Source organism: Butyrivibrio sp. WCD2001, from assembly GCF_000424485.1.
Taxonomy (GTDB): domain Bacteria; phylum Bacillota; class Clostridia; order Lachnospirales; family Lachnospiraceae; genus Butyrivibrio.
In genome coordinates, this window is record NZ_AUJZ01000005.1 from 1 (window position 1) to 26,219 (window position 26,219).

Annotated in this window: 31 protein-coding genes; 27 read left to right on the forward strand and 4 right to left on the reverse strand. The window is 41.7% G+C overall.

What is annotated here, in order from left to right:
- Positions 1-115: 115 nt before the first annotated feature.
- From G630_RS0104885 to G630_RS20760, 7 genes are all read left to right on the forward strand, one after another.
- Positions 116-1,555 (forward strand): IS110 family transposase, encoded by a 1,440-nt coding sequence (locus G630_RS0104885; protein WP_081667803.1) that lies wholly within the window; start codon positions 116-118, stop codon positions 1,553-1,555.
- 593 nt (positions 1,556-2,148) lie between these two features.
- Positions 2,149-2,652 carry a hypothetical protein gene (locus G630_RS20750; protein ID WP_049946098.1) on the forward strand — a complete coding sequence of 168 codons (504 nt, stop codon included), beginning with the start codon at positions 2,149-2,151 and terminating at the stop codon, positions 2,650-2,652.
- On the forward strand, positions 2,649-2,837 hold the full coding sequence (locus G630_RS24995; RefSeq protein WP_196805752.1) for a hypothetical protein: 189 nt from the start codon (positions 2,649-2,651) through the stop codon (positions 2,835-2,837). Before G630_RS20750 ends, G630_RS24995 begins: the two co-directional genes overlap by 4 nt.
- Positions 2,795-3,562, forward strand: a complete 768-nt coding sequence (locus G630_RS20755) for an alpha/beta fold hydrolase (protein WP_044958757.1) — start codon at positions 2,795-2,797, stop codon at positions 3,560-3,562. The genes G630_RS24995 and G630_RS20755 overlap by 43 nt, the downstream gene beginning before the upstream one ends.
- A gap of 11 nt (positions 3,563-3,573) precedes the next feature.
- On the forward strand, positions 3,574-4,434 hold the full coding sequence (locus tag G630_RS0104900; protein ID WP_022763426.1) for a fumarylacetoacetate hydrolase family protein: 861 nt from the start codon (positions 3,574-3,576) through the stop codon (positions 4,432-4,434).
- 181 nt (positions 4,435-4,615) lie between these two features.
- Complete coding sequence (locus G630_RS0104905; protein ID WP_026497930.1) at positions 4,616-5,773, forward strand: MFS transporter; 1,158 nt, start codon at positions 4,616-4,618, stop codon at positions 5,771-5,773.
- Positions 5,774-5,803: 30 nt separating this feature from the next.
- Positions 5,804-6,592 carry a helix-turn-helix domain-containing protein gene (locus tag G630_RS20760; protein ID WP_049946099.1) on the forward strand — a complete coding sequence of 263 codons (789 nt, stop codon included), beginning with the start codon at positions 5,804-5,806 and terminating at the stop codon, positions 6,590-6,592.
- Here G630_RS20760 and G630_RS0104915 read toward each other — a convergent pair.
- A complete protein-coding gene (locus G630_RS0104915; protein WP_026497931.1) occupies positions 6,584-7,243 on the reverse strand; it encodes a Crp/Fnr family transcriptional regulator in 660 nt (219 codons plus the stop codon). The two genes, G630_RS20760 and G630_RS0104915, sit on opposite strands and share 9 nt — an antisense overlap.
- A gap of 104 nt (positions 7,244-7,347) precedes the next feature.
- Between G630_RS0104915 and G630_RS0104920 the strand changes: the two genes are divergently transcribed.
- The 11 genes from G630_RS0104920 (at position 7,348) to G630_RS0104970 (ending at position 14,880) form a co-directional block, all read left to right on the forward strand.
- On the forward strand, positions 7,348-8,061 hold the full coding sequence (locus G630_RS0104920; RefSeq protein WP_022763422.1) for an ATP-binding protein: 714 nt from the start codon (positions 7,348-7,350) through the stop codon (positions 8,059-8,061).
- 82 nt (positions 8,062-8,143) lie between these two features.
- Positions 8,144-9,091 (forward strand): L-lactate dehydrogenase, encoded by a 948-nt coding sequence (locus G630_RS0104925; RefSeq protein ID WP_026497932.1) that lies wholly within the window; start codon positions 8,144-8,146, stop codon positions 9,089-9,091.
- Positions 9,092-9,197: 106 nt separating this feature from the next.
- Positions 9,198-9,803, forward strand: coding sequence for an L-2-amino-thiazoline-4-carboxylic acid hydrolase (locus G630_RS23375; protein ID WP_081667805.1), 606 nt, complete (start codon positions 9,198-9,200; stop codon positions 9,801-9,803).
- A gap of 190 nt (positions 9,804-9,993) precedes the next feature.
- Positions 9,994-10,299, forward strand: a complete 306-nt coding sequence (locus G630_RS0104935) for a hypothetical protein (RefSeq protein WP_026497933.1) — start codon at positions 9,994-9,996, stop codon at positions 10,297-10,299.
- A gap of 275 nt (positions 10,300-10,574) precedes the next feature.
- Positions 10,575-11,132, forward strand: coding sequence for a class I SAM-dependent methyltransferase (locus tag G630_RS20770; RefSeq protein ID WP_081667806.1), 558 nt, complete (start codon positions 10,575-10,577; stop codon positions 11,130-11,132).
- Positions 11,133-11,135: 3 nt separating this feature from the next.
- Positions 11,136-11,513 carry a class I SAM-dependent methyltransferase gene (locus tag G630_RS20775; protein ID WP_049946101.1) on the forward strand — a complete coding sequence of 126 codons (378 nt, stop codon included), beginning with the start codon at positions 11,136-11,138 and terminating at the stop codon, positions 11,511-11,513.
- A gap of 56 nt (positions 11,514-11,569) precedes the next feature.
- Positions 11,570-12,175 (forward strand): L-2-amino-thiazoline-4-carboxylic acid hydrolase, encoded by a 606-nt coding sequence (locus G630_RS0104950; protein WP_026497934.1) that lies wholly within the window; start codon positions 11,570-11,572, stop codon positions 12,173-12,175.
- Complete coding sequence (locus tag G630_RS24125; RefSeq protein ID WP_081667807.1) at positions 12,169-13,068, forward strand: methyltransferase family protein; 900 nt, start codon at positions 12,169-12,171, stop codon at positions 13,066-13,068. Before G630_RS0104950 ends, G630_RS24125 begins: the two co-directional genes overlap by 7 nt.
- On the forward strand, positions 13,065-13,847 hold the full coding sequence (locus G630_RS0104960) for an alpha/beta hydrolase (protein WP_330363762.1): 783 nt from the start codon (positions 13,065-13,067) through the stop codon (positions 13,845-13,847). The genes G630_RS24125 and G630_RS0104960 overlap by 4 nt, the downstream gene beginning before the upstream one ends.
- The gene (locus G630_RS0104965; RefSeq protein ID WP_026497936.1) at positions 13,844-14,341 is read left to right on the forward strand and encodes a hypothetical protein; all 498 of its coding nucleotides are present in this window, start codon (positions 13,844-13,846) and stop codon (positions 14,339-14,341) included. The genes G630_RS0104960 and G630_RS0104965 overlap by 4 nt, the downstream gene beginning before the upstream one ends.
- 56 nt (positions 14,342-14,397) lie before the next feature.
- Positions 14,398-14,880, forward strand: a complete 483-nt coding sequence (locus G630_RS0104970) for a hypothetical protein (protein WP_242829906.1) — start codon at positions 14,398-14,400, stop codon at positions 14,878-14,880.
- A 195-nt stretch (positions 14,881-15,075) separates the two neighbouring features.
- Here G630_RS0104970 and G630_RS25580 read toward each other — a convergent pair whose 3' ends face one another.
- Positions 15,076-15,201 carry a hypothetical protein gene (locus tag G630_RS25580; RefSeq protein ID WP_256379735.1) on the reverse strand — a complete coding sequence of 42 codons (126 nt, stop codon included), beginning with the start codon at positions 15,199-15,201 and terminating at the stop codon, positions 15,076-15,078.
- Between the two features lie 269 nt (positions 15,202-15,470).
- Positions 15,471-15,710: a hypothetical protein gene (locus G630_RS25000; protein ID WP_026497938.1), complete on the reverse strand. Its 240-nt coding sequence runs from the start codon at positions 15,708-15,710 to the stop codon at positions 15,471-15,473.
- 165 nt (positions 15,711-15,875) lie between these two features.
- Between G630_RS25000 and G630_RS0104990 the strand changes: the two genes are divergently transcribed.
- From G630_RS0104990 to G630_RS0105005, 4 genes are all read left to right on the forward strand, one after another.
- Positions 15,876-16,463, forward strand: coding sequence for an L-2-amino-thiazoline-4-carboxylic acid hydrolase (locus tag G630_RS0104990; RefSeq protein WP_026497939.1), 588 nt, complete (start codon positions 15,876-15,878; stop codon positions 16,461-16,463).
- A 79-nt stretch (positions 16,464-16,542) separates the two neighbouring features.
- Positions 16,543-17,322, forward strand: coding sequence for a class I SAM-dependent methyltransferase (locus tag G630_RS0104995; protein WP_026497940.1), 780 nt, complete (start codon positions 16,543-16,545; stop codon positions 17,320-17,322).
- Between the two features lie 19 nt (positions 17,323-17,341).
- Positions 17,342-18,061, forward strand: a complete 720-nt coding sequence (locus G630_RS0105000) for a DUF6796 family protein (RefSeq protein ID WP_026497941.1) — start codon at positions 17,342-17,344, stop codon at positions 18,059-18,061.
- Between the two features lie 33 nt (positions 18,062-18,094).
- A complete protein-coding gene (locus G630_RS0105005; protein WP_026497942.1) occupies positions 18,095-19,348 on the forward strand; it encodes an MFS transporter in 1,254 nt (417 codons plus the stop codon).
- Here the strand turns inward: G630_RS0105005 and G630_RS0105010 are convergent.
- Complete coding sequence (locus G630_RS0105010) at positions 19,345-19,857, reverse strand: hypothetical protein (RefSeq protein ID WP_026497943.1); 513 nt, start codon at positions 19,855-19,857, stop codon at positions 19,345-19,347. The genes G630_RS0105005 and G630_RS0105010 overlap by 4 nt on opposite strands.
- A gap of 113 nt (positions 19,858-19,970) precedes the next feature.
- Here G630_RS0105010 and G630_RS0105015 point away from each other — a divergent pair, with 113 nt between their 5' ends.
- From G630_RS0105015 to G630_RS0105045, 5 genes are all read left to right on the forward strand, one after another.
- Positions 19,971-20,600 carry an L-2-amino-thiazoline-4-carboxylic acid hydrolase gene (locus G630_RS0105015; protein WP_026497944.1) on the forward strand — a complete coding sequence of 210 codons (630 nt, stop codon included), beginning with the start codon at positions 19,971-19,973 and terminating at the stop codon, positions 20,598-20,600.
- A 267-nt stretch (positions 20,601-20,867) separates the two neighbouring features.
- Positions 20,868-21,053 (forward strand): hypothetical protein, encoded by a 186-nt coding sequence (locus tag G630_RS0105030; protein WP_026497945.1) that lies wholly within the window; start codon positions 20,868-20,870, stop codon positions 21,051-21,053.
- Positions 21,054-21,249: 196 nt separating this feature from the next.
- A complete protein-coding gene (eno, locus tag G630_RS0105035) occupies positions 21,250-22,551 on the forward strand; it encodes a phosphopyruvate hydratase (RefSeq protein ID WP_026497946.1) in 1,302 nt (433 codons plus the stop codon).
- Between the two features lie 39 nt (positions 22,552-22,590).
- The gene (locus G630_RS0105040; protein ID WP_026497947.1) at positions 22,591-24,390 is read left to right on the forward strand and encodes an ABC transporter ATP-binding protein; all 1,800 of its coding nucleotides are present in this window, start codon (positions 22,591-22,593) and stop codon (positions 24,388-24,390) included.
- Positions 24,391-26,136: an ABC transporter ATP-binding protein gene (locus tag G630_RS0105045; RefSeq protein ID WP_026497948.1), complete on the forward strand. Its 1,746-nt coding sequence runs from the start codon at positions 24,391-24,393 to the stop codon at positions 26,134-26,136.
- Positions 26,137-26,219: the final 83 nt, after the last annotated feature.

The window sequence follows — 26,219 nt, forward strand, 5'->3', positions numbered from 1 at the left end:
AAAGCTTCCTGTATGATTTAAACAGGGATTGACCTAAAAAGAATACCTCAAGTAAAGTTGGATTGTTACTGACCTGGCAGTTGGTAATAATCCAAAACTACAAGAGGTATCTTACATGAATGCTAAAGCAAATGAAAACAAAAATCAAGTAAACAAAGCTTTCTCGGTGATAAACACTTTATCAGCCGAAGAAAGACAGTCAAGAATCGATGATCTTCTCAAGACAATGCAGGCTAAGACCTGGCATGATCTGGAAGCATCAGGAAAGTTTGATAAGAATGCCAAGCTCTCTTTTATATCGGAGGACATGCTTATAGTAGGATGCGATATAGGCAGTGAAACTCATTATCTGAGAGCTATAGATATACGAGGCAGAGAACTCAGCAAAAAACCATTTTCATTCACGAATAATGAAGAAGGATTTGAAGCTGCAAAGGCATGGATGGTTGAGCTTGCTGCAGTAAATGGCAAAAAGCAGATAGTATTAGGACTTGAGCCTACAGGTCATTACTGGTTCTGTATAGCGACATGGCTTATAAGCAATGGTATCAGTGTTGTACAGGTAAATCCATATGCAGTCAAGCAGACAAAGGAGGTTGAAGACAACAGCCAGTTAAAGGATGACAGAAAAGATCCCAAAGTAATAGCAAATCTGGTAATGAACGGAAACTATGGTATGCCATATCTTCCAGAGGGCATATACGCAGATCTGCGTAGTCTCTCGCTTCTAAGGAGTCAGCTTACCGAGAATAGGATCCGTTGTGCAAACAGGATGCACAGGCTAATGAAAATACACTTTCCTGAATATAAGGACGCATTTGGAAGAGTGGATGGAAGTTTTGCTTTAGAAGTATTAAAGATTGCACCATTTCCAAAGGACATAGTTGCATTGGGTGAAGATGGCATAAGAGAGATTTGGCACAATGCTAAGCTAAGAGGACGCGGCTATAGCAGGGCAGCTGAACTATTCAGATATGCCAGTACAAGCGTGGGAAGAAATGAAGGCGCAGAATACGACAGAGAAGCTGTCAGATGGTTTGTGGAAGAAATGCTCTCTCTAGATGAAAAGCTGACCACAATAGAGGCAGCTATAAATACGAAGTGTATGGAAATACCACACGCTGAAAACATTCTTGAAATATCTGGTCTGGGTCAGAACATAGTTGCAGGGATCATATCTTCAATGGGGGATATTGATAGATTTGACGATGTTAAGGAAATACAGAAACTAAGTGGATTAAACCTTGTTGCATGCAGTTCGGGCAAGCATAATGGCGAAACAAAGATAAGCCACAGAGGACGCAAAGAACTGCGAACCTGGCTGTTCCAAGGAGCTAAATCAGTTGTGGCTCATGCTGAAGAATTCCAGTTGATACATGAGTACTACACTACACGGCCCAAGAATCCGCTAAAGAAGATGCAGTCGCTGATAGTCATAGCGTGTAAGCTTCTGAGGATTATATATGCAATCCTCAAGAAAGGCGTTACTTATGACCCTCAAAAGATGCTTGATGATATCAAGAGATTTGAGAATGCTGAGATAGTAGCTGCATAAGTAAGAATCACATTTCCGGAATCCTGCCGAGCTGTTGAATACAGTTCGATAGCTGAGCAGGGTTCCGGATGGTAACCCATTAACAGTAGGGGGAATCTCCTACAAAAACTACCAACATATGTCTTTGATGGATTGCGTCCACCGTTTGCCGGTACCATTCAAGACATAATAGGTCAGTTAGTAAGTACCAAAGACAAACAAGAGCTGTAGCTGGCGGGAGTTCTCTCCATAGGGCATAGACCCTGTTTGAAAGCTTTGCTGGCACTTGGTGTATGAATAGGTGGGACGAAGGAAGTTGGGACACGATCCCTTTAGACACGGAAGGTTCACCATCATGGTTGATCAAAGGGAAAATAGCCTTTATAGAGCAAACAAAGGGATGCTTTATTAGTGCTACCTTCAATCAGCTATTCAGTATATGATATATGACTATTCATCACCTCTGGCTCCTGTTAAAGAGGTATATCAACAAACAAAAAGCTCATAAATACTGAAATTTGAGCTTGAAATTATAGGAAGGAAATCCATCGGGGGAGGCTTTTATAAGAAATGTCTTTTCCGGAACAAACTTCAAAGTCGTTTATGAACCTAACATGACAGATTGGCTTCTGTGCCATGCGGCATCAGTTATTCCAATAGCATTTGCCTGCTATTATGCGAACGGAGACATTAAAAAACTTAAGAGTGACAAAGCCTACATCAACAGGATCATGGACGCAACTATCGCGGCCTACGCAATATTGGAAGACAACGGGCATGAAATAATGCCTGATTCAGATAAAGACTTCAGAAATCCCAAGTTCAAGAAGAAATATATCCCGTTTTACCAGTTCATTTTCGCAACAAAACTTGGCAAACTCTGCACTTCAGATCATGCCATGAATGCAATCGATGAGATGAGTGCACTCAACAGAGATTTCAAGGAATACATTGAGGAATATGGCGATATTCCTCAAGCGTGGATAGACCTTGAAAAGGATACAAACGGATATCTGGAATTCCTCAGAGACAATGGATTTACAGCCGTTTACTCAAATCTGTTACCATCAACGATACCTTTAATGTATGCAGAATGTAAGATTGGTGTAGAAAAATGACTATACACGAATTTGGGCAGGAGAATGAAAAAGTTAGGATGCTTGCGAACAACATAGTGAAAATACAGAGTGCCGTAATAGATGGTGGTATCACCCCTGGATATGTTCATTATTTTGAGAAATTGATTAGGAGGAGAGATAAATGCAATTTGAAGAGATGGGGAATATGTCAGGAAAGACATTAATGTTACTGCCGGGAACATGCTGTGATTGGCAGACAAACTTTGGAACGGTAATCGATAGCTTATCTGAAAAGTATCATCTTATATGTGTGAATTATGATGGTTTTGATGGAAGTGATGATATCTTTCCTGATATGATAACAGTGACTGAGAAAATTGAGAAATATATCATTGAGAAACATAATGGCAGGCTTGATGGAGCTATTGGATCTTCTCTTGGTTCCAGTTTTGTGGGTCAGCTTGTGATGCGAAAGAACGTGCATATAGACCATGCAATTTTTGGCAGCCCCGATCTCGATCAGAGCGGTAAGGTATCAGCGAAACTTCAGTCGATGCTTGTTGTACCTCTTCTTACCAGCTTTACAGGCAGTGAGAAGAAACGATATAAATCAAAAGAAAAGCTAAAGAAGATATTCGAAATGGATGATGAAAATGCCGAGAAATTCATGAACTGCTTTTCCAAGTTCAATCCCGAGTCCATTAAGAATGAGTATTACACTGACCTCCTGACACATCTTGAGGATGATATCAATGTAGAGCATACAAGAGCTCATTTTATCTATGCAAACAAGATGGGGGAGAAGTACTTAAAACGTTATAAGAAGTATTTCCATAATCCGGATATCAGGGAATTCAACATGCAGCATGAACAGTGGCTGTTTGGCGGTAAAGAATACGCAGAGCCTGTGCTTAAGACAATAGATGAATTTATGGAAATGACAGTTTAAGGGAGACAGTAATGAGATTATATACAGTTGAAGTAAATAGTAACGAATACGTAGCGGTAGAAAACAAGGATAAAAAGCTTGTTACACTTGATTCCATGGGGATTAAGATTTCAGATATCAATGAGCTTATTAAGAGATTTGATAAGCTTAGAGGAGAGATTGATAAAAATATCAGCATCGGTAGAGAATTAGAAAATTATAGGGTTTTGGCACCTATTCCTGTTCCACAGCAGGATATCATATGCCTTGGGGTAAATTATAAGGAACATATTGATGAAACTGTGGATGTAGTGGATTTTACAAAGAAACAGGATTCGGTTTATTTTTCTAAGCGTGTTAACAGATGTAATGATCCCGATGGAACTATTCCTGTCTATGATTTTGTAGATAGTCTGGACTATGAAGTAGAGCTTGGAGTTATTCTGAAAATAGATGCTTTTCAAATATCAACAGAAGAGGCGGCTGATTACATTTTTGGTTATACCATAATTAATGATGTAAGTGCCAGAAATATACAGCTAAAGCATCAACAGTGGTATAGAGGAAAAAGCCTTGATGGTTACACGCCAATGGGACCTTGCATTGTTACTGCAGATGAAATTGGCGATGCCCATAATCTTAGTATTGAATGCTTTGTTAATGATGAAAAAAGACAGAGCAGTAATACGGCATGTATGATCACGACAGTGGAAGAAGCAATTTCAGAATTGTCCCAGGGAATGACGCTAAAAGCAGGAACTGTCATTGCAACAGGAACTCCCGGCGGAGTTGGGATGGGATTCAATCCTCCTAAGTTTTTGCAGCAGGGAGATATAGTAAAATGCTGCATTGAAAAAATAGGGGAGTTAGTAAGTAAAGTAGATAAGCTCTGAAAAAAGGGTTTTATGTTTGGCCCTGCAAGGCTCTTCGTGAGATAGACGATAAGGACTACGAGTACTACTATAGAGACAGAAAGATAGAAAAAGATGACCTCGAGGAAGAGGCAAAGCTCAGAGAAAATCAGGATTTTGAGCATATAAAATATTGAGATAACAGATTTGGAGTATTAACTATATGGCATCACTTTTACTGGCAGTAATTTACCTAATTTTCATAAGCCTCGGGCTTCCGGATTCGCTCTTGGGTTCCGGATGGCCTGTAATGCAGGGAGCATTTGGTGTTCCCTCGTCATATGCGGGATATGTGTCGATGACGATATCCTTTATGACTATTATTTCAGCACTTTTTAGTCCCAAGATTATAAAGAGATTTCATACGAAGTGGATTGTGATTTTTTCTATATTGCTGACAGTTTTTGGACTTTTGGGATTTTCGGTTTCAAGGCATTACTATATGCTGTTTTTGTTTGCAATCCCCTATGGCCTTGGTGCAGGCGCAATAGACGCTTCTGTAAATCATTATGTTGCTAATAATTTTTCCGGATCGGTGATGAATTTCCTTCATTGCTTCTATGGAGTGGGAGCGGTTATCAGCCCTTCCATCATGGCGCTTGCACTTAAATATGCCAGATGGAATGAGGGATACAGATGGACTGCTTTTGTTCAGATTGGAATACTTCTTGTATGTATTTTGTCCCTGCCTCTCTGGAAAAAGAATGAGTCCGAAAGTGACGAAAAAGAAATCAAAAACAGTGCCGGGATAAGAGAAACATTAACAGTTCCGGGAGTGGTTCTGACATTGATTGCGTTCTTTGCATATTGCTCAGGCGAGGCAACATGTTTTCTTTGGACACCAAGCTATTTTGCAGGAACAAGAGCAGGACTATCAAAGGAGCTGGTAGCATCTTTTGGATCGTTGATTTTTGGTGGGCTTATGCTTGGAAGGCTTATATCAGGCTTTATTTCAAATAAGCTGGGAGACAGGCTTCTTATAAGAATTGGGATAATAGTAGAACTTATCGGAATATTACTAGTCCTTATGCCGACATCGGGGTATTTGATTGCAGCTGTCGGTTTCGTAGTTATCGGAACAGGAATGGGACCGGTTTATCCTGCTATCCAGCACATGGCACCGACGAACTTCGGAAAAAGATACAGCGCAGCGGCAATAGGCCTTCAGATGGCTTCTGCGTACGTTGGAAGTACTTTTATGCCTATGGTATTCGGCCATCTGCAGCAGCTCATGGGCATATGGATCATGCCTTTTTACCTGCTTTTGTTTGCAGCATTGAATATAGGAATGCTTGAGACGGCATATAGGAAGTTGAGGTGAGCCTGATTGCAGGTGCAAATGAGGTCTTATATGGGAAGAAATGAAGATAAGCTTCAGAATGAAAATGTATTCAGTAAAATGGATAGTTCCCTTTCACAGTATTTATTTGAAAATAGGGAAAACAGGGTGGTACATCCTTCGCTTAATGAGGAAATGGGGGATTTCATACCGGTCAGAGATGGCGATATAAAAACTGTAAAAAAGAATCTGATAAAGCATCGAAGCAGAGTTTTCCCCAAACTGTCAGAATCTCCGGTGTTGCAGAGAAAATACCTTTTTGTGTCAAGCATTACAAGTTGCTGCAGGTTCTGTATAGAGGCAGGAATGCCGGCAGATGAATCATATGGATTATCTGATCTTTATATTCTGAAAATGGATAAATGCCAGACTGTTGATGAGGTGACAGAGGTTTATGAGGAGATGATGCTCGATTATACCAGGAGGATGCATGCACTCAAGGCAAAAAGTGTGCAGCTTTCCCCGAAGGTCATAGCATGTATGAATTACATCGATAATCATCTTCATGATCGTATAACGGTTCAGGATCTCGCGGATGAGGTGGAGATGAATGCTTCATGGCTATCAACAGTTTTTAAGCGTGAAGTCGGAGTATCGGTATCCGAATACATCAGGTCAAGGAAGTTAAATGCAGCAAAACATCTGCTGACATTTAATGAGTATTCATGTACGGATATTGCTGAGTATCTGGGATTTGCCAATGAGAGTCATTTTTCCACTCTTTTTACAAAAGAGGAAGGGATGTCACCAAAGGAATATAGAAGAGAACATTTCCAAAAACATTTTTCTAAATTAAGGTGACTCAAGAAGTTTGAAATGACTCTTCCTATATTCTATAATTCCTTCGTCCTTCATGTGAGATAGTTCTTTTGACATGTTGGTTCGTTCAAGGTTCAGGTAATCGGCCAGCTGTTGCCTGTTGAAGGGAATGTCAAACTCTCTGGTGCCGGTCTGGAGCGCAACAGCGTTAAGGTATGACAGGAGACGTCCGCGGCAGCTTTTCGGAGAAGTATGAAAGCTGCGTCCGGAGAGGACAAGGTTTTTCTGAGATGAGATAATAAGGATATTTTTAAGGAGCTTTTCCTTCCAGGGAGAGCTCTTTTTATTATCGTTAAGTAGATTCTTGATATTGCAAAAGAGAATTCTGCAGTCCTCATTTGCTCTGACATCAACCAGGAGGACCTCGCCAAGAAGAGCATAGGTTTCAGCAAAGTACTGATTTTGCCCAACATGGCTTAAGACAGTGCAGTTACCCCAGACGTCATTACTTTCGATAGTTACACTGCCAGAGAGTACCATGCCTATCTTTGAGGTGCGCTCTCCGGCGTAGAGAATCACATCATCTTTTTTATATTTCTTTTCATTAGCATCAAGAGAAGCAAGGCATGAAGACAGCTCTTTTGCCGTCATGCCCAGAAAAAGTCTGCTTTTTTCTATTCCTTCATAGTTCATAAAAATCACCTCAAATGTGGCTCAAACAACATACTTGTTATGAACAGTATATTATACTGACACCATCGGAACAAGAAATAAGTATGAAACAGAGAGGTTTAACGATGGTAAGAAAGATAATTAAGATTGATGAAGAAAAATGTAACGGCTGTGGCATCTGCGCTAATGCATGCCACGAAGGTGCCATTGATATTGTAAACGGAAAGGCAAAGCTTGTAAGAGAGAATTTCTGCGATGGCTTTGGAGACTGTCTGCCGGGATGTCCAATGGGAGCAATCTCTTTTGAAGAGAGGGAGGCCCCTGCTTATGATGAGGCAGCAGTAAAGGCAGCACAGGAGAAGAAAGGATTGGAAGGACATGGTTGTCCCGGCTCAAGATTTATGACGCTTAAGAGCAGCGCGCAGGAGAACAGTAATCCCGGAAAGGATTTGATCTCAGGGATGAGCTCACATCCTTCAAGATTGCTGCAGTGGCCTTGTCAGATTAAACTCCTGCCGACGCAGGCTGATTTTTATAATGGTGCAAAACTCCTTATTGCAGCTGACTGCACAGCATATGCTTATGCAAATATGCATGAGGAATTCATGAAGGGTAAGGTTACAATGATCGGATGTCCCAAGCTTGACGAAGGTGATTACACAGAGAAGCTTACAGAGATAATTTCAAACAACGATATTACCGGTGTGACTATCGTAAGGATGGAAGTACCCTGCTGCGGCGGGCTCCAGAGAGCTGCAGAGAATGCTATAAGAAACAGTGGAAAGTTCCTCCCCTGGCAGGTTGTGACAATATCTCGTAACGGAGAGGTAATTGATTAAATTTCCCAACAAGCAGAAAATCCGTGGGCTTATGACAGGAGCGAGTATATACTGAAAGCAGTGAAAAATAAGGAGGTACATGATGGCAGCATTAAACGAAAGAAAAGTAGCGGTTGTAGGTTGTGGATTTGTCGGTTCAGCATCGGCATTTGCCCTTATGGAGAGTGGGCTCTTTTCAGAGATGGTGCTGATCGATGTGAATAGAGAGAAGGCCGAGGGAGAGGCCCTTGATATCAGTCATGGACTTCCTTTTGCAAAACCAATGCAGATATATGCAGGAGATTATAAGGATGCCGGAGATGCTGCAGTTGTGGTTGTAACTGCCGGAGCCGGACAGAAGCCCGGTGAGACCAGGCTTGATCTTGTGAAAAAGAATGTTGGCATCTTTAAGGCTATTATACCTGAGATAGCTAAATACAATAAAGACGGAATTCTCCTTATTGTGGCGAACCCTGTTGATATTCTTACATATGCCGCTGCCAAGCTGAGCGGCTTCCCTGAGAACAGAGTCTTTGGTTCGGGAACAGTTCTGGACACAGCAAGATTTAAATATCTTCTTGGCGAGCATCTGAGTGTTGATAGCCGTTCAGTACATGCATTTATCATAGGCGAGCATGGAGATAGTGAGATTGCAGCATGGAGCAGTGCTAATGTTTCAGGAATTCCTATTCATGATTTCTGCGAGATGAGAGGGCACTTTGAGCATGAAAAGGCCATGAAAGAGATCGCAGAGAATGTAAAGAACAGCGCTTATGAGATTATCGAAAAGAAAGGCGCTACATATTACGGAATTGCCATGAGTGTAAGGCGTATCTGCGAAGCTATCATCCGTGATGAAAAATCTATTCTTCCGATTTCCAGCATTCAGCATGGAGATAACGGGATCGATGGTGTCGCTCTTAGTATGCCTGCCATTGTCGGAAGAAGCGGAGTTGAAGGCGCTGTGCCCATAAGGCTCAGTGATCAGGAAAAAGAGGCACTGGAGAAATCCTCTGAGACGCTGAAAGCTGTTATTAACGAATCGCTTTGAGTACGATCTATGATATCGACGATAATAAGGGAGAACTTGTGCAATGACTGATAACCATTTAAAAATATCTGAGCTGCCTTATCGCAAGCAGTATAAAGAATAAAAGATGAATATTAGGAAATTTAATACAATTCAAAAATCCTGTGGATGGTTGCAGACATATAGAATATTATCTGAAAAGTATGGGCTTGATCAGACAGAGAAGCTGTTCGAGAATGCTTCAGAGTCATATGATAAATATAAAGAACGATTTAAACAAGTAAGAGGGATACAAAAAGAGCATACTTTAGCAGCTGTGGCTGTATCGTCTCTTTACATGGAATTAGTAAAACTCATGAATAAAGAAGATGCTGTTGAACTTCTGTCGGAAGCTATGAAACCGGCTTCTATTTCAAAGCATAATAAAATAGAAAGATTACCGGCGCCTGTTTTTATGAAAGTTGCAGGATTCATAACAGGAAAGATTTTTAGTGAGGAAGCGGGGTTTAAGAGAAAGTGGCATTGTAATAATAATCATGAAAAACGTTATGATCTTTTGACTTGTCCATATGTTAATGTTTTCAGTGAACTTGGGTGCCCAGAGGTGTGCCCTGCTGTTTGTGTTCAGGATGATATATCATTTGGAAACATGAAGAATGGTGTTTGTTTTGAGCGTAAAGGAACACTTGGCAGGGGAAATGAATGCTGTGATTTCTGCTTTCGAATAACATAAAATCATTAAAGCTATATATCAACGTTGATATTGGCTTTTTTCAAAACAATGGGTTAGTTAATGCTAACGAATAGTGATATTATGGAATGATGTAGGTGCCAAAAGTCACATTTATACGTGAAAAACAAGTATATCCATGAGCAGATTCCTCCGCAAGGCGGGTTACAATGTCCTTGTGCTGGGGTTCTAAATGTGGAAGGGGCTTCCAAAAGAACTTGTTTCCATACCGATTGATTATGTGGAAAAAGCAGTAAAATGGCTCAAAGAAGAAAAGGGCATCAATAAGATTGCCATGACATCAGCATCGACCGGGGCTGGTTACACGCTTCTTGCAGCAAAAGATGATGACGCGTGGCCTTCAGATGAAGCTGTTCCAAGAATGATAAAAGTGCTTAGAGATGCAGATTATCAATATCGAGTTGAATGGCGTATATATGATAAAGCAAGCCATGCACTTACTGACGGGTTTGATGAGTGGGGCAATAGATCTTGCTGAATAAGGATAGGAGATGAGACAGAAAAATACTGCAGTACTATTGAAAATGGAGTTAGCGCATGCTAATATTTGAGATAACTGATAATGATTTTCATGATATTAAATATCTATTAAAAACACCCGGTTAGTGCGGGCTTTTCTTTTGAGAATGGGTTAGTTGAAACTAACGAAATAATGTTTGGCTGGAAGTGATGGCATGATGAATAATGAGCAGATTGTTGAGGCTTTAAAAGAGAGCGGTATGAGAATAACCAGACAGAGAATGATAGTTGCAGATGTCATTGCAGATAATAGAAGGTGTTTCATCCTATGTAAAAATCCCGGATGGCGGTAAATGCCTTGATGTTGGATGTGGAAGCGGGGCTCTAAGTATTGCCTGTGCAAAGAAAAATCCAGGCGCTCAGATCATTGGTATAGACAGATGGGGTAAAGAGTATGCTTCATTCAGTAAGAATCTCTGCGAAAGTAACTCTGTTGCCGAAAGTGTAAATGACACATCTTTTAGGCAGGAGGATGCCTGTAAGCTTGATTTTGCAGATGAGACTTTTGATGCAGTTACAAGTAACTATGTGTATCACAACATATCAAGTAAGGACAGACAGGCGATTCTTCTTGAAACACTAAGGACCCTTAAGAAGGGCGGAACATTTGCTATTCACGATATTATGTCCAAGGCAAAATATGGAGATATGGAAAGCTTTGTAGAAAAGCTTAAAAATATGGGCTACGAAGAAGTAAAACTTGTTGATACTACTAACGGTATGTTCATGAGCAAGTGTGAGTCCACCTGGATGGCTCTTACAGGTTCTGCGATTCTTATGGGGAGGAAATGATTTATGGGACTTTTTAAAAACTTTGTAAGTCAGATAAGAAAGCCAGAAGGTTTCCTGGGACAGATGATGGTCAATGGCATGAACAGTGGGCACGCGAAGATGGCCGACTGGGGAATGGCACATTTAAAAACTATTGCACCGGAAGAAATTCTTGAAGTTGGATGCGGTGGTGGAAGAAATGCACATGAGTTGCTACGGAAGTATCCATCTTCTAAGGTTACGGCGATTGATTATTCAGATGTTTCGGTTGCAAAAGCAGCAGCTTACAACACAGGCATGATACAGAAGGGACGCTGCAAGGTTCAGCAGGGCGACGTTTCTAATCTGAACATGAATGAGCAGTATGATCTTATGATGAAGTATAAAGGAACTTATCTGTGATTACTGGATTGTGCCTGATAAGATAGCGAATCCTCAGTAAAGTTGGAGGATAAGGGATGGACAGAAAGATAAAAGCCTATAAAAAGATATATCGAAAGGCCATTGAAAAAACTGGACTTAATAATGTCGATGACAGAGTTGAAGCATACGCTGTCCGACTTTCTAAGATGTATGCCTCTGATGATTTCAGGAAACACAATGTTTATCCATCAACAAGTACGCTTCATGTATATGCGGTAATTGCAATGTGTCTGGAACTAAAGCAATTTGGCTTTTCTGACACAGATATCATGGATTATATAAACGCTGGTTTTGAAGCAAGAAGGACATTTTTCAATGTGATAATTGCAATAATCAACGCACTTCCGAACAGTTTTGATATTGCCAGAAAGTGGAATATCGGCGACCATGAAAAACGAATGACTGATGGCAGCATAACCTATGATTATTTCAATGTCACCAGAGACAAGGTAGAATATAGAATTTCAAAGTGTATGTATGTCGAAATGTTTGAAACCTATGGGATAAGACCGCTTTGTAAAATATTCTGCAATACAGATACAAGAGCCTATTCGGGACTTACACGGCATGTAGAGTTTATCAGACATTCGGATTTATCAGATGGGCCTGCATGTCATGATGAGGTGATCAGAAAATGTTAAAGAACTACATGAAGGAAGGGCAGAAACTCCCGCTCTTTGGAGTCGGGCCATATATTGTTTATGGAATTGCTATGGTCAATGTAATAGGAATTATCTTGTTTGGCTATGTGCTTAAGATAGGAATTCTGTATGATTCATGGATACTTATTTTCCGAGTGGTTGGTACATTACTCATAATAATGGGAATCGGTGTATGGTATATAGGAGCTGTCCGGTCAGATATGGATGATTCTATAACAGAGAACAGGCTTCAGACCACTGGCATTTATTCATGGGTACGGAACCCGATGTACAGCGGCTGGTGGTTTGCGCTATCTGGGATTACCCTTATGTGGCATAATGCATGGCTGCTACTTTTTCCGATTGTTGACTGGATTATTATGACAGTTGCACTTATAAAAACGGAAGAGAAGTGGCTTTTGGATTTATATGGTGAGGAGTACGCTGAGTATAAGAAAAACGTAAACAGATGCATCCCGTGGAAACCTGGCATTGGGATATATAGAACGGAGATATCCACAGCTAAGTGGATGATATATGATTTGCCGGGGAATGCAGGCTGGATAATATGGATCGTTTGTACAGTGAAATGTTTGAGGCAAGAGGCGAATATGTATGCCGTACTTTCTGTCATAGTAGCAATTTTCATGATGATTGGCGTGTTGGAACTAATTAGTGAGAGGGCGGCAGGGCTTAACCGCATCCTTACAGCGACAAGGCTGCACAGGGGCTTTGGAGCATTGTCGCTGGGCGGAATAGTTGGAATCCCTATTTCAATATATGGAATCCTTTCAAATACTGATTATGGATTATCCCTATGGATGCTGACAGGAGCAGTATTATGTGCTCTGTTTGCAGGGCTCATCTTTGTGACCTTTAAAAGAGAGGAATGATAGGAAAAATGACGATACATGAATTTGGAAAAGATAATGATAAGGTCATAGTGTTGCTACATCCGTCCGTGGTTATGTGGGATTACTTCGAGTATACGATTCCGCTTTTGGAAAAGAAATACCATCTGATAATTCCTGCACTTCCGGGGTATGACCCTGACAACAAGAGCGATTTCACAAGTGTTGAAGAGATCTCAGCAGAACTGGAAGAATGGCTGAACCTGAACGGACTGAGCAATGTGACGTGTCTTTACGGCTGCTCCATGGGTGGAAGCATTGCAGTCAGGATACTTGCAGGCAACAAAGTGACAATACAGAGTGCAGTAATCGATGGTGGTATTACTCCATATCAGCTTCCTTGGATCGTTACAAGATTGATAGCAATAAAGGATTTTTTGTTGATATACACAGGAAAACTTTGTGGAACAAAGCTGTTGGAAAAAGCTTTTTCTACTGATGAACTGTCAGAGGAAGATGTGCAGTACGCAGCAAAGGTCCTTAAGATGATTAGCGCTAAAACAATCTGGAGGACATTTGAATCCTGCAACAATTATTCCATGCCGAAGTATATCCATACTGACTGTAAATACATAGAATATTGGGTTGCAGAAAAAGAGGTAAAAGATAGAAAGTGGGATGTGGAATATATAAAAAAGATCTTTCCACATACAGTATTTAGAAAGATCAAGGACACAGGCCACGGAGGGCTGGCTCCATTTAAGCCGGAAAAGTTTGTGAGGGGGATTGAGAAGGTCATAAGGCAGGGGGATAAGAGATGATTCTAACTATATTTCTGACAATAATATTCTGCGTGGCTATAACACTGATGATGTTTTCTGCCGTAGCATTTATTCAGGATAAGAAGTTCTTTTCTTCAGCACCGAAAGAAGCGCAGGAGGCTATTTTGCCAAGGGAAAAAGAATTGTTCTACGGCGCCAGGACAATCGGATGGACTTTAATGATATTTAGTTTTCTGATGATACTGGGGGTAGGCTTTATCTCAATCTGGGACGGTTTCAGGAGTGGTTACACGTTTGGACAGTTCTTTTTCAGATTTGTCTTTATATTCACTGTTTACAAGCTTTATGACATGATCTGCTTTGACTACTTCCTGCTCATGAAATTCCAGTTTTTTCAGTTCTATTTTCCGGAAGTTGAAAGCGTTTATAAGAACAGAAAGTATGGATATAACATCAAGAGCCAGCTGCTGAAGCTTCTTGTGATATTCCCGGCTGCATCAGCACTTGCAGCCTGGATATGTACATTGTTTTAAGGGAAACAATATTTTGAATGGGGAAATGGCAGTTTGAGGGTAATATGGGGGTGACTATGGTTCTAATATTAGAGTGCATTGTGGTTTGCTTTATTCTATTTCTCCCATGTGTTGTTGTTATAGCAAATGGAACAGAACAGGGAGCTTTTTTATATGAAAAAGATGTGCAGGATCGCGTCGTAGAGATGGGACTTATCTCAAAGGCACAGATTGAAAAGAACGGTAAGTTATTCAAGTTATGCACGCTTACAGTAATGATTGCTTTTGTGCTCTGGTCAGTTTATGGCATCAATGGAGCCAGAGGTTTTATAGTGCCATTTCTTCAAATTTATGCGATGACAATGGCAGAAGGGCTGTTCGACAGATTCTTCATTGATTGGTATTGGGTAGAGCATACAAAAGCCTGGGCTATTCCGGGAACAGAAGATCTAAGGCCTTACATCCCCAAAAAGACGAAGATTGTGAAGTGGCTGATTACAATTGTAGGCAATCCTATTATTGCAGCTGTACTGGCAGGGATTATGATGGTCGTATTATGAGGGAGGGAAGCAGGTAACATGGTTTGGTATGTATTGGTAATTGAAGCGATAGTATTTGCAGTATTATTTACAACAATTCTTTTTGTGTCTTTTCATGGGGGAAAAATGTACAGTCCGGCATGTATCCATAATTACCCGTCTGATATTCAAGAAGAATACTTCAAAACACATGAAAGAGTGGATGTTTCATATAAATCAAAAAAGGTAGTACTGGCGAAGTCCTGTGGAATAATCATGTTTACAGTTATTCTTACCATATGCGCGAAGCTTGCCGGGGCTGTTGTTTGCACTGATTCCGGCAGCGATTGTAGGACTGTTCATAAGTTTGATGGGTTGAATAAGAAAAGAGCTTTGAGTAAGTGGTAAGTCAGGAACATAGCATATTCAAGATCTGCTCAATCAGAGAGTCAACCATTACGTTGTTATTTTCTTTGATGAAGACCTTTTTTTGTAGCAAGGCTGATGGCGATGAGCTTCATGTAATTGCAGGCAAGCTTCCAGTCGGGCTCCGTTGCCGGTGATTCAAGAAGTGAGATCAGCATATGCATGGTCTTACTGTCGTTACTTTTGTCTTCTATATATTTGTCTGACTAGGATGCTATGAGGCGCTTTTTTTCGGTATCGGTTAGAAAAGCAAACACATTGGGATTTTCTGCTGACAACCATTTGAGGTAGTCACGCAGAGAATCCTTTGTTAGTTTGCCGGAATCGTTAAGATAGGAGAGGAGCTTTTCTTTGGCACGGTTTCTCTCGTGAATCATCATGTGGTACATGAATTCAGATTTATTTTCGAACAGATTATAGAAGGTGCCCTTATTGGCATGAAACATGTGGGTACAAGAACGCTTGGGGAAAAGAGCTTTATGTATGATCTTGTAAGAGAAAAATGAAATGATAAATTTTTGAGAAAAGTTAGCAACAACTAACAATAAGTAGTATCATGAAGTATAGTAAGTAACAGGTTGGGGATGAAGAAGCAACGGAGAGCAGTCTGTATGAGCAATACTCTTAAAAAATCTATTGTGTTCAAGCATTTTTATTCTGAATTGGCTGAGAAATACGGAAAAGCTAAGGCTAAAGACATATGGGATTATGCTGAAAGCGAATTTATCAGATTGAAGAATGCTGAAACAACCGCAGATAAGGCGAGTGTGTCATATGTCTTTCCAGCAGTAGCACTGTATCGTTCGGTTGAACATTTTTATCCCGAAGAAGCTTTGGCTGTTACAAGAGGCTTTGGAACAAAGATGGGACGCAGACTACAAGGTATCTTTAGCAAGATTACTGCTTTTCCGGGCATTCCTTCACTCATGTGGAATAGGATGGATAGAATTGCTGCAAAACTGAGCGATGGATATGAAATAAAGAACCTTAAAGTTACCAAAGAACAGTGCTTCATGGATGTGGTAAGCTGTCCTCTTTATGATAAGGCACGGGAACTTGGTACTCCGGAAGCTGTTCAGATGATCTGCTGCATGGATAAAGAATACATGAACGGCTTCAGGGGAGTTGATTATAAAAGGACTAAATCAGTGGCTGAAGGTGATGACTGTTGTGACTACAGGCTCACAAAGTCGTTGTAAAGGCTATAGACATGAGAGAAAGAGAATGCTATGATTTGGAGTTAGCAAAAGCTAACGATTTTAAAAGGAGGAGTGGACAATGGAACTTACTTTTGGTGATGTACAGGAAACAGCTCTTATTCCACTTGCGATAAAGGCAAGTGAGACAGCAAGATCTAACGCAAGGATAATCGATCTTAAGGCAAAAGAGATTATTGATGCGCTTGGAGTTGATGTTAGTAAATACGATCCCTTTTTATCACATGAGGGCGTAGTGGCTAGAACAATACTATACAAAAATGAGTTGAAAAGGCTTATTGATAAGTACCCGAATGCTCTCTGCATAAATCTTGGTTGCGGATTTGATGATAAGTTCTCTCAGGTAGATAACGGTAAGATCACATGGTTTGACGTGGATCTTCCGGATCAGATAGAGAAGAGGCGAAAGGTATACTCCGACAGGGACAGATGCACAATGCTCAATGGGAGTGCACTTGACGGAGCATGGACCGGGCAGCTTCCTAAGAGAGATATGACCATCGTTGTCATGGAAGGAGTTCTCGAGTATTTCTCCAAGGACCAGGTAAAGACATGCATCAACATGCTTTGTGACAGCTTCGAACATGGATATCTTCTTGCGGAGCTTCATTCTCCGTTCCTTGAAAAGAATGGTAGCCATCACGATGCTGTGAAACATACTAATGCTTCTTTCGGCTGGGGAACAAAGTCAGGCCGTGAATATCTGGATCTTGAACCAAGGATGAGCCTTGTGTCTGAGACGAATTATAACGAAGAAATGAAGAAATACTCAATACGCGGAAAACTTTTTGCTATCGTTGGAAAGAACATCAACAACAGACTGGCAGTATTTAAATGGTAAAGCATTAAGGGCGGAATGTATGGATAAGTTTAATGACATCGGAATTGATAACAAGTTGGACTGGGACAGAGTAGAGAAGCTTATGAGAATTGGCATATTTGCTGCATGCATGGTGCTTGTGGGAGATGTGCTTATAGGTTATGGATTGCATGACTCTTCTAAAACAGGCATGGAACGGTTCCTATCGGCATATTTGCAACTATCGGATGCCAGGATATTTTGGTCAGCGTTTTTAGGATTCATAGGTATTCCGCTTGAGGCTCTTTGCTATTTTGGAGTGTACCGGCTGATTGTTACTAAATCTCAGAAATATGCTCATCTGTACAGGACAGGAATACTAGGCGTGTTGGCATATGCAGGGTGTGGAGTACACGTTCCCTGTTTGTCCACTTGCTTCTTTTACAAGTATATGAACGATGCTGCACCTGAGATTGCAGTAGATGCAGCAGTAAAATTCGGGAAATATTTTCTTTTGCCGGGAATGATAGTGTTCTTTCTATTCTGGATCATTCAACATGTGGCACATATTGCAGCTTTCACAAAAGGGCTGACTCCATATCCTAAATGGTGCTGGATTTTCTGCCCTGCGGTTGGAATGGCTGCAGTAATGCTGTTTAAGTTCCTTCCTGAAACGGCAATTCGGAATGCAATTACTGCTGCCTGGATCAGTATAGGAAATTTGTGGATGTTTGCCGGACTTTTGATTATGGCGAAGAAGGCTAAGTTAGAGAAAAACTGAAAAACATGCTCTAAAATTGTTGGGGGATTTGTAATGAAAAAACTTAAGAGACTTGGGATGGATTATTGGAAATATTGGTTTGCCAGTGCAGGGTCAATGGCTGCAAGTAATATCTTGCAGTATGTTCTTGCATTATACGTCATGGATGTAACCGGTTCAGCCACAATATTTGCATCAATGCTGTCAATAATACTGTTTCCAAGGCTGCTGCTCACACCTCTGGCAGGGGTTATTTCAGATAGGGCCAATAGGATGAAGGCAATGTCTTTCATTCTGCTTGGAGAAACGGTGGTTTTGGTTATATTTTTTCTGATAGCAAGAATCATGCCTATAAGTGTGGCAGGAATATTTGCACTGGTCACTATATTGGAGATTGGTGAAGTTTTTTATGGAGCGGCAGAGAATGCTGTAATCCCGAAGCTTGTTGATAAGGAGATTCTTCCTGATGCTATTGCTGTATCCAAAGCTGATGATGGCATTGTATTTGTGCTTAGTCCAATGATTGCAGCGCTCATATATACAAAGCTTAATTTGCCTCTGGCATTTCTTATAGTTGGAACTCTGGATTTTCTGGGAGCTCTGATACAGAAAAGTATTGTCTCTGATTGTAGTAGTACAAGCGAAATGAAGGAATTTACATTTTGGAATGAGTTTAAAGAAGGAATTGACGTAATAAAAGGCAATAGCTTTTTGAGGAGATATATAGTGGCGCTTCCTGTTATTGATGCTTTTTTTGGAGCAACATTTTCAGTTAGTATCTGCTATCTATTCAGGGTAGTGTATCAACTGGGTACATATCAGTATGGTTTATATAATTCTGTCACGGCTTCTACCACAATATGGGTGCCGTTAGTGGTAATTCCTATAGTACAGAAGCTTAAGCCTGATATGATTTTTAAAACATCTACAAAACTTATAGCAGCAGAGATAGCACTTATCGGAGTCTTTGCCTATATGGGAGTGGCACATATTTTGCCTATTTATGTAACTGTTATAGCTATTACAATTCTGGATTGTATGACCATTGCAGAGGCCATACCGATGCAGATGGCAGGAAGCATATTGCTCCAGACCGGGATTGATGAAAAATATCTGGGAAGAGTAACTTCGGTGATAGGAATGGTGACTTCAATATCGATTGCAGCCGGTGAAATTCTATTTGGCATATTGGATGATCAAATAAATGTGCCATTCACAATTATTGTCGGTGCTATAGGAGTTGCTATTGGGGCACTGATATATTCTTTGGGCAGTCAAAAGGATAAGAGGATGACTCAAGGGAGTTAGGCACATAATAGAATTACTATCTGCTCAATCAGAGAGTCTATCATAGCGTTATAGTTTTCTTTTATAAAAACCTTCTTTGTGGCAAGGCTGATGGCGATGAGCTTCATATAGTTGCAGGCAAGCTTCCAGTCGGGGGTATCTGAAGGTGATTCCAGCAATGAGATCAACATATGCATGGTCTTACTGTCGTTGTCTTCGTCTTCGATATATTTATCTGACCAGGATGCAATGAGGCGTTTCTTTTCAGCATCGGTAAGATAGGCAAATACATTGGGATTTTCTGCTGACAACCACTTCAGGTAGTCGCGCAGGGAATCCCTTGTTAATTTACCGGATTTGTTTAGATAGGAGAGGAGTTTTTCCTTGGCACGGGTTCTCTCATGGATCATCATGTGGTACATGAACTCGGACTTGCTTTCAAACAGATTGTAAAATGTACCTTTGGCGATATATGTTTCCTCGGTCAGTTTATCTATTGGTACAAGGACTCTTGGGGAAAAGAGTTTCATGTATGATCCTGTTAGAGAAAACTAAAATAGGGAAAAATATTTGAGAAAAGTTAGCAATAACTAACGGTAAGTGCTATCATGAGACTATACATTTATGAGGGAGATGATGGCTAATGGAATATTCAGGAATGCCGGCAGGGATGTGGCTTATATACAAAAAGAGCTTTCGAAATAATCTTGTAAGAGTCCTTGGATTATCAGAATCGGAAGCTGACGAAGTCATGACTTCAGCGAAGAAAAGGTATAAGGAAATTGTTGGAAAGCTTCCGGAGTTTGAAAAAGATGATCGGTTTAAAACTAACATCGTGAACTGCGCATTATTTTCAGCAGTAATTCTCAGTATGAAAAAGAAGCCTTCAGTAGATGCACTTACTGATTACTACGCACAGGCCATGACAACGCCTGCAACAAAGTGGTTCTGCAGACAGGCAGGAAAAAAGAAATTCAGTGACGCAGACATAAACGGTATGAAGAAAACAGCTGCACTAAAAGCTGCGGACAGGAATCCATATTCCTGGAACATGGAATATCTTGATTACGGTGATGGATCCGGATACGAAGCCAGATTCACTAAATGTGGTATCTGCACGCTTATGAAGGAACTTGGAATTTATGAATTTGTGCCTGCCATGTGCCATTTGGATTACACCATGAGTGAGATGGGCGGTGCGACTGTATTTGTGAGACAGTATACTCTGGCATCAGGCGGTCCGTACTGCGACTGTGGTTATAAGAAAAAGTAGGCGGAATTTAATTTGGAGGAGACCTATAATGGCAGATAAGATTCAGGAAGCATATCAGGCATCTAAGAATATTTATGACGATGTTCTCACTCAGGGAAGTCTCTTTCAGAGGCTCAGATAACATGTCTGGACTACAGCGTAGATATGATAGAACAGGCAAGAAAGAGGCTTGAAGGCTGCGCATATATATCCTGCATCCAAGGGGTTGTACTATCACATGTATATGCTTCAGCAAAGCATGATTAAAAAAGCGGAGGTGTTGAGTGCATGAGCAAGAATACCTGCAAGATGATTGGAATCATCACAATGATCATTAGTGTGTTTCTGCTTATTGGAGGATTATATCTTCCGCAGACAGATATTTCCAATATTGTGACAACCTCATGCCTGATAGCCGGGGTGCTGCTTTTAGCTGTAGGTATTGTCTTTTACAGTATACTCAAGACGGATTGAAAAGATGTCAAAAAGCAATATGAGAAAAATACTCAATTAGAGTAATTGACACTGTAGGATAGCAGTAATAGAATAATCCATGTTAGCAAACGCTAACATGTTGAGTAAATCATGTGAGTTCCTCTTTTTCATACCGGGGCCTATGACCGGCTGTGAAAAGAGGAATTCTGTGTTTAAGAGGAAAGGAGCACTTAAGATGGAATACTTGGAAATTGAAAAGGTTATAGGAAGAGAAATTCTGGATTCAAGAGGAAATCCGACGGTTGAGGCAGAGGTTACGCTTGCGGACGGGACTGTTGCTACCGGTACAGCGCCTAGTGGAGCGTCAACAGGTGAGTTTGAGGCTCTTGAATTAAGAGACGGCGACAAATCAAGATATCTGGGAAAAGGTGTAACGAAGGCTGTAGAGAATATCAACACTGTAATAAACGATGCCATTGTTGGACTTGACGCATCAGACACCTACGCAGTTGACGCAGCCATGATAAAAGCAGATGGAACAAAGGACAAATCGAAGCTTGGTGCAAATGCGATTCTTGCAGTTTCAATAGCTACAGCAAGAGCGGCCGCGCAGGCACTGGGTATTCCGTTATACAGATTCCTTGGCGGAGTATCCGGAAACAGACTTCCCGTTCCCATGATGAATATTCTTAACGGCGGAGCACATGCAGACAGTGCTGTTGATACGCAGGAATTCATGATCATGCCTGTTGGAGCACCTTCCTTCAAAGAGGCTCTTCGCTGGTGCGCAGAGGTATTCCATAATCTTAAAAAGCTAATCAAGGATATGGGTGACGTGACTGCTGTGGGTGATGAGGGCGGTTTTGCTCCTAACCAGCTTAAGAGCGATGAGGAAGCAATAGAGAAGATACTTGAGGCTATCAAGGCAGCAGGCTTTGAACCCGGCAAGGATTTCATGATTGCTATGGATGCAGCTGCTTCCGAATGGAAGAGTGAAAAAGGAAAAGGCTTCTATAAGCAGCCAAAGTCCGGAAAAGAGTTTACTTCAGATGAGCTTATTGCACATTGGGAGAGTCTTGTTGATAAGTATCCTATTATTTCAATTGAGGACGGACTTGATGAAGAGGATTGGGAAGGCTGGCAGAGAATGACAGCTAAAATCGGTAACAAGGTACAGCTTGTGGGAGATGACCTCTTTGTTACAAATACAGAGCGACTCAGCAAAGGCATTTCGCTTGGAGCAGGTAACTCAATCCTTATCAAGCTCAACCAGATCGGATCTGTTTCTGAAACACTCGAAGCTATCAAGATGGCTCACAACGCAGGCTATACAGCTATTTCTTCACACCGTTCAGGTGAGACAGCAGATACGACTATTGCAGACCTGGCTGTTGCTCTTAATACCTGCCAGATTAAGACGGGTGCACCGAGCCGTTCCGAGCGTGTGGCAAAGTATAACCAGCTTCTCAGAATAGAAGAGCAGCTTGGAGATAGCGCTGTGTATCCGGGAATGAATGCTTTTCACATAAAAAAGTAAGAAAAAGTATTTAAGTGGTAAGGTAGGAGGAGACGAGTGATGGAGGAAAAGAAAAAGAGTGATCTAGCGGTACTTTTGGAGTACGCGGGTGGTTATAAAGGGTTGACATTCCTGGGGCTTGTGCTGTCCGGAATAGCAATGATTCTGGGAATGCTCCCATATATATGTATTTGGCTGGTGGCCAGGGATCTGATCGCAGTTGCACCTGACTGGACAATGGCGTCAGGTATAAGTAAGTACGGGTGGCTGGCCTTTGCTTTTGCACTGGCAGGAATACTTGTCTATTTTGCGGCGCTTATGTGTACGCATCTGGCGGCGTTTAGAACCGCATCAAACATCAGGAAGCAGGGAATGGCGCATCTAATGAAGACACCTTTAGGCTTCTTTGATTCAAATGCATCGGGACTTTTAAGAAACCGTCTTGATGGAGCTGCTGCAGAAACAGAGACTCTGCTGGCTCACAATCTTGCTGATATTGTTGGAAGCGCAACCATGTTTGTGGGAATGATAGTTCTGATGTTTGTGTTCGATTGGAGAATGGGGGCAGCATGTCTTTTGGCTGCAGTAATTTCAGTAGCAGCTATGTTTTCCATGATGGGTGGTAAAAACGCAAAGCTGATGCAGGAATATCAGGCGGCTCAGGATTATATGAGTAAGGCAGGAACCGAGTATGTTCGTGGAATTCCTGTAGTAAAAGTTTTCCAACAGACTGTTTATTCCTTCAAGGCTTTTAAAGAGGCGATTGAGAATTACAGTAAAAAGGCCGAGTTGTATACCGTTGGAGTATGTCAGGTACCTCAGTCAATAAATCTCACAGCTACTGAAGGCGCATTTGTATTTATGATTCCCGTGGCTGTTTTTATAGCTCCGGCTGCACTTAAAAACGGCAGTTTTGCTGCCTTTGTTACAAACTTTGCGTTCTATGCGGTATTCTCCGCTATTGTTTCAACAGCACTTGCAAAGATAATGTTCGCTGCAAGCGGAATGATGCTTGCAAGCACTGCGCTTGGAAGGATTGCTCAGGTTATGAATGCACCTACGCTGGAAATAACTGACAATCCAAAGGAGCCGCAGGATAACAGCATTGAGTTTAAAGATGTGAGCTTTACCTACGAAGGCGCTGATATCCCTGCCATAGACCATGTTTCCTTCAGAGTTGAACCCGGACAGACAGTGGCTTTGGTTGGCCCTTCCGGAGGAGGTAAAACAACAGCAGCCAGCCTGATCCCAAGATTTTGGGATGCAACAGACGGAACGGTATGTGTTGGAGGTGTAGATGTTCGTGAGACGGATCCCCATGTTCTTATGGACAGGATCGCATTTGTTTTTCAGAACAACAGATTATTCAAAGCAAGCATCTATGAAAACGTCCATGTAGCAAGGCCGAGTGCTACCAGAGAAGAAGTTCAGAAGGCTCTTTCCGCTGCTCAGTGCGACGATATCCTTGATAAGCTTCCAAATGGTATGGACACAATCATAGGAACAGATGGAACGTATCTCTCAGGCGGAGAACAGCAGAGAGTTGCACTTGCCAGAGCAATCCTCAAGAATGCACCAATCGTCGTGCTTGATGAAGCAACAGCATTTGCGGATCCGGAAAATGAAGCCCTGATCCAGAAAGCTTTTAAGGCACTTACAAAGGACCGAACCGTTATAATGATTGCGCATCGTCTCTCAACAGTTGTCGGAGCCGACAAGATAATCGTGCTTGACAACGGCCGGGTGACAGAAGAAGGCACTCATGAAGAATTAAAGCAGAAGAATGGAATGTACTCACGTATGTGGGCTGACTACAATCAGGCTGTTAAGTGGCGCATTTCTGCAGGGGAGGTGATGTAAATGTTCGGAAAAGAATTTCAGAGAAAATATGCCCTTACAGATCAGGGTATCAAGAATACAAAACAGGCAACTTTTTGGACAGTAGTAGTAAACCTTGTGGTAATGGGCGGAATGGGAATCCTGTACATGATGATGTCGAAGTATATGGAGACTCTCACAAACGGAGCACCGCTTCCGGGTCCTTTGCTTTTCCTGCTGCTTGTGCTTGCTTTTTTTGTGTTCTCACTTATTACGCATCTTCAGCAGTATAGAGCGACCTATGGTCTGGTTTACGGAGAAGTAAAGAGTGTACGTATCTCATTGGCAGAACGTATGAGAAAGCTCCCGCTTGGATATTTTGGTAAAAGAGATCTCGCAGATCTTACAGAGACTATCATGGGTGACGTAAACCGTCTTGAGCATGTGTGGTCACATTGTCTGGGATATCTGTACGGTTCCTATATTTCAACGGCCATCGTTGCGGTCATGCTGTTTTCTTTTGACTGGAGACTTAGTATCGCCTGTCTGTGGGGAGTTCCTGTAGCATTTATCCTTCTTTTCGGAAGTCGCAAGATCAACAAACGCAATTCTGAAATCACAAAGCAGGCGGGAATTCAGGTGTCCGATGGCATTCAGGAAACACTGGAGAACATCAGAGAGATCAGAGCAACCAATCAGGAAGAGAAATTCCTTAAGGTTCTTAACGATAAGATTGATAACCATGAGAAGACCATGCTCTCCGGAGAGCTTTCCTGCGGTATTTTTGTAAATGCGGCCAGCGTGATTATGCGTCTTGGAGTGGCAACAACAATCCTCACCGGAACAAAACTGATTCTGGAGGGACAGGTTGATTTTATGGTACTGTTCATGTTCCTTCTTGTTATCACGAGGATATATGCGCCTTTTGATCAGGCGCTGGCTCTTATTGCGGAGATGCTTATGTCGCAGATTTCAGCTTCCCGTCTAATGGAGATCCATGATACAAAGACCGCGGAAGGAGCAGATTCTTTTTCACCCAAAGGACATGACATTGTATTCGAAAATGTGGGATTTGCCTACGATGATGAGCAGGTGCTAAGAGGTGTCAGCTTTACAGCCAGAGAAGGTGAAGTTACTGCGCTGGTCGGACCGTCTGGCTCCGGAAAGAGCACCTGTGCAAGACTCGCTGCAAGGTTGTGGGATATTCCTGAGGGAACCATCAGGGTTGGCGGCGCCAACATCGCAGCGGTTGATCCCGAGGTACTTCTTACAGATTACTCCATGGTTTTTCAGGATGTAGTGCTTTTTGATGACACGGTAATGGAGAACATCCGCCTTGGTAAGCACGGAGCATCTGATGAAGAAGTTAGGGCAGCGGCAAAGGCAGCTAACTGCGACGAGTTTGTTGAAAAGCTTCCACAGGGCTATGACACACCAATCGGCGAAAACGGAGCTAAGCTTTCCGGTGGAGAAAGACAGCGAATCTCCATCGCCAGAGCACTTCTTAAAAACGCACCTATAGTACTTCTTGATGAGGCCACTGCTTCACTTGACGTTGAGAATGAGACCAAAGTTCAGGGTGCGCTTTCACGTCTTCTTGCCGGAAAGACAGTCCTTGTCATTGCCCATCGTATGCGTACTGTTGAGGCTGCAGACAAGATCGTAGTTCTTGCAGATGGCAAGGTTGCAGAGGAAGGAAATCCTGCTGATCTTATGAAAAAAGAAAACGGAATCTTTAAGCGTATGGCTCAGCTTCAGAGCGACAGTGCCGGTTGGAGTATTGCGTAAACCATTAACAATTTACTATTTTGGGGGTGTTCAGAAAGGAACACCCTCTTTATTTATTGAGAAATCTTATCATTTCAAAATCC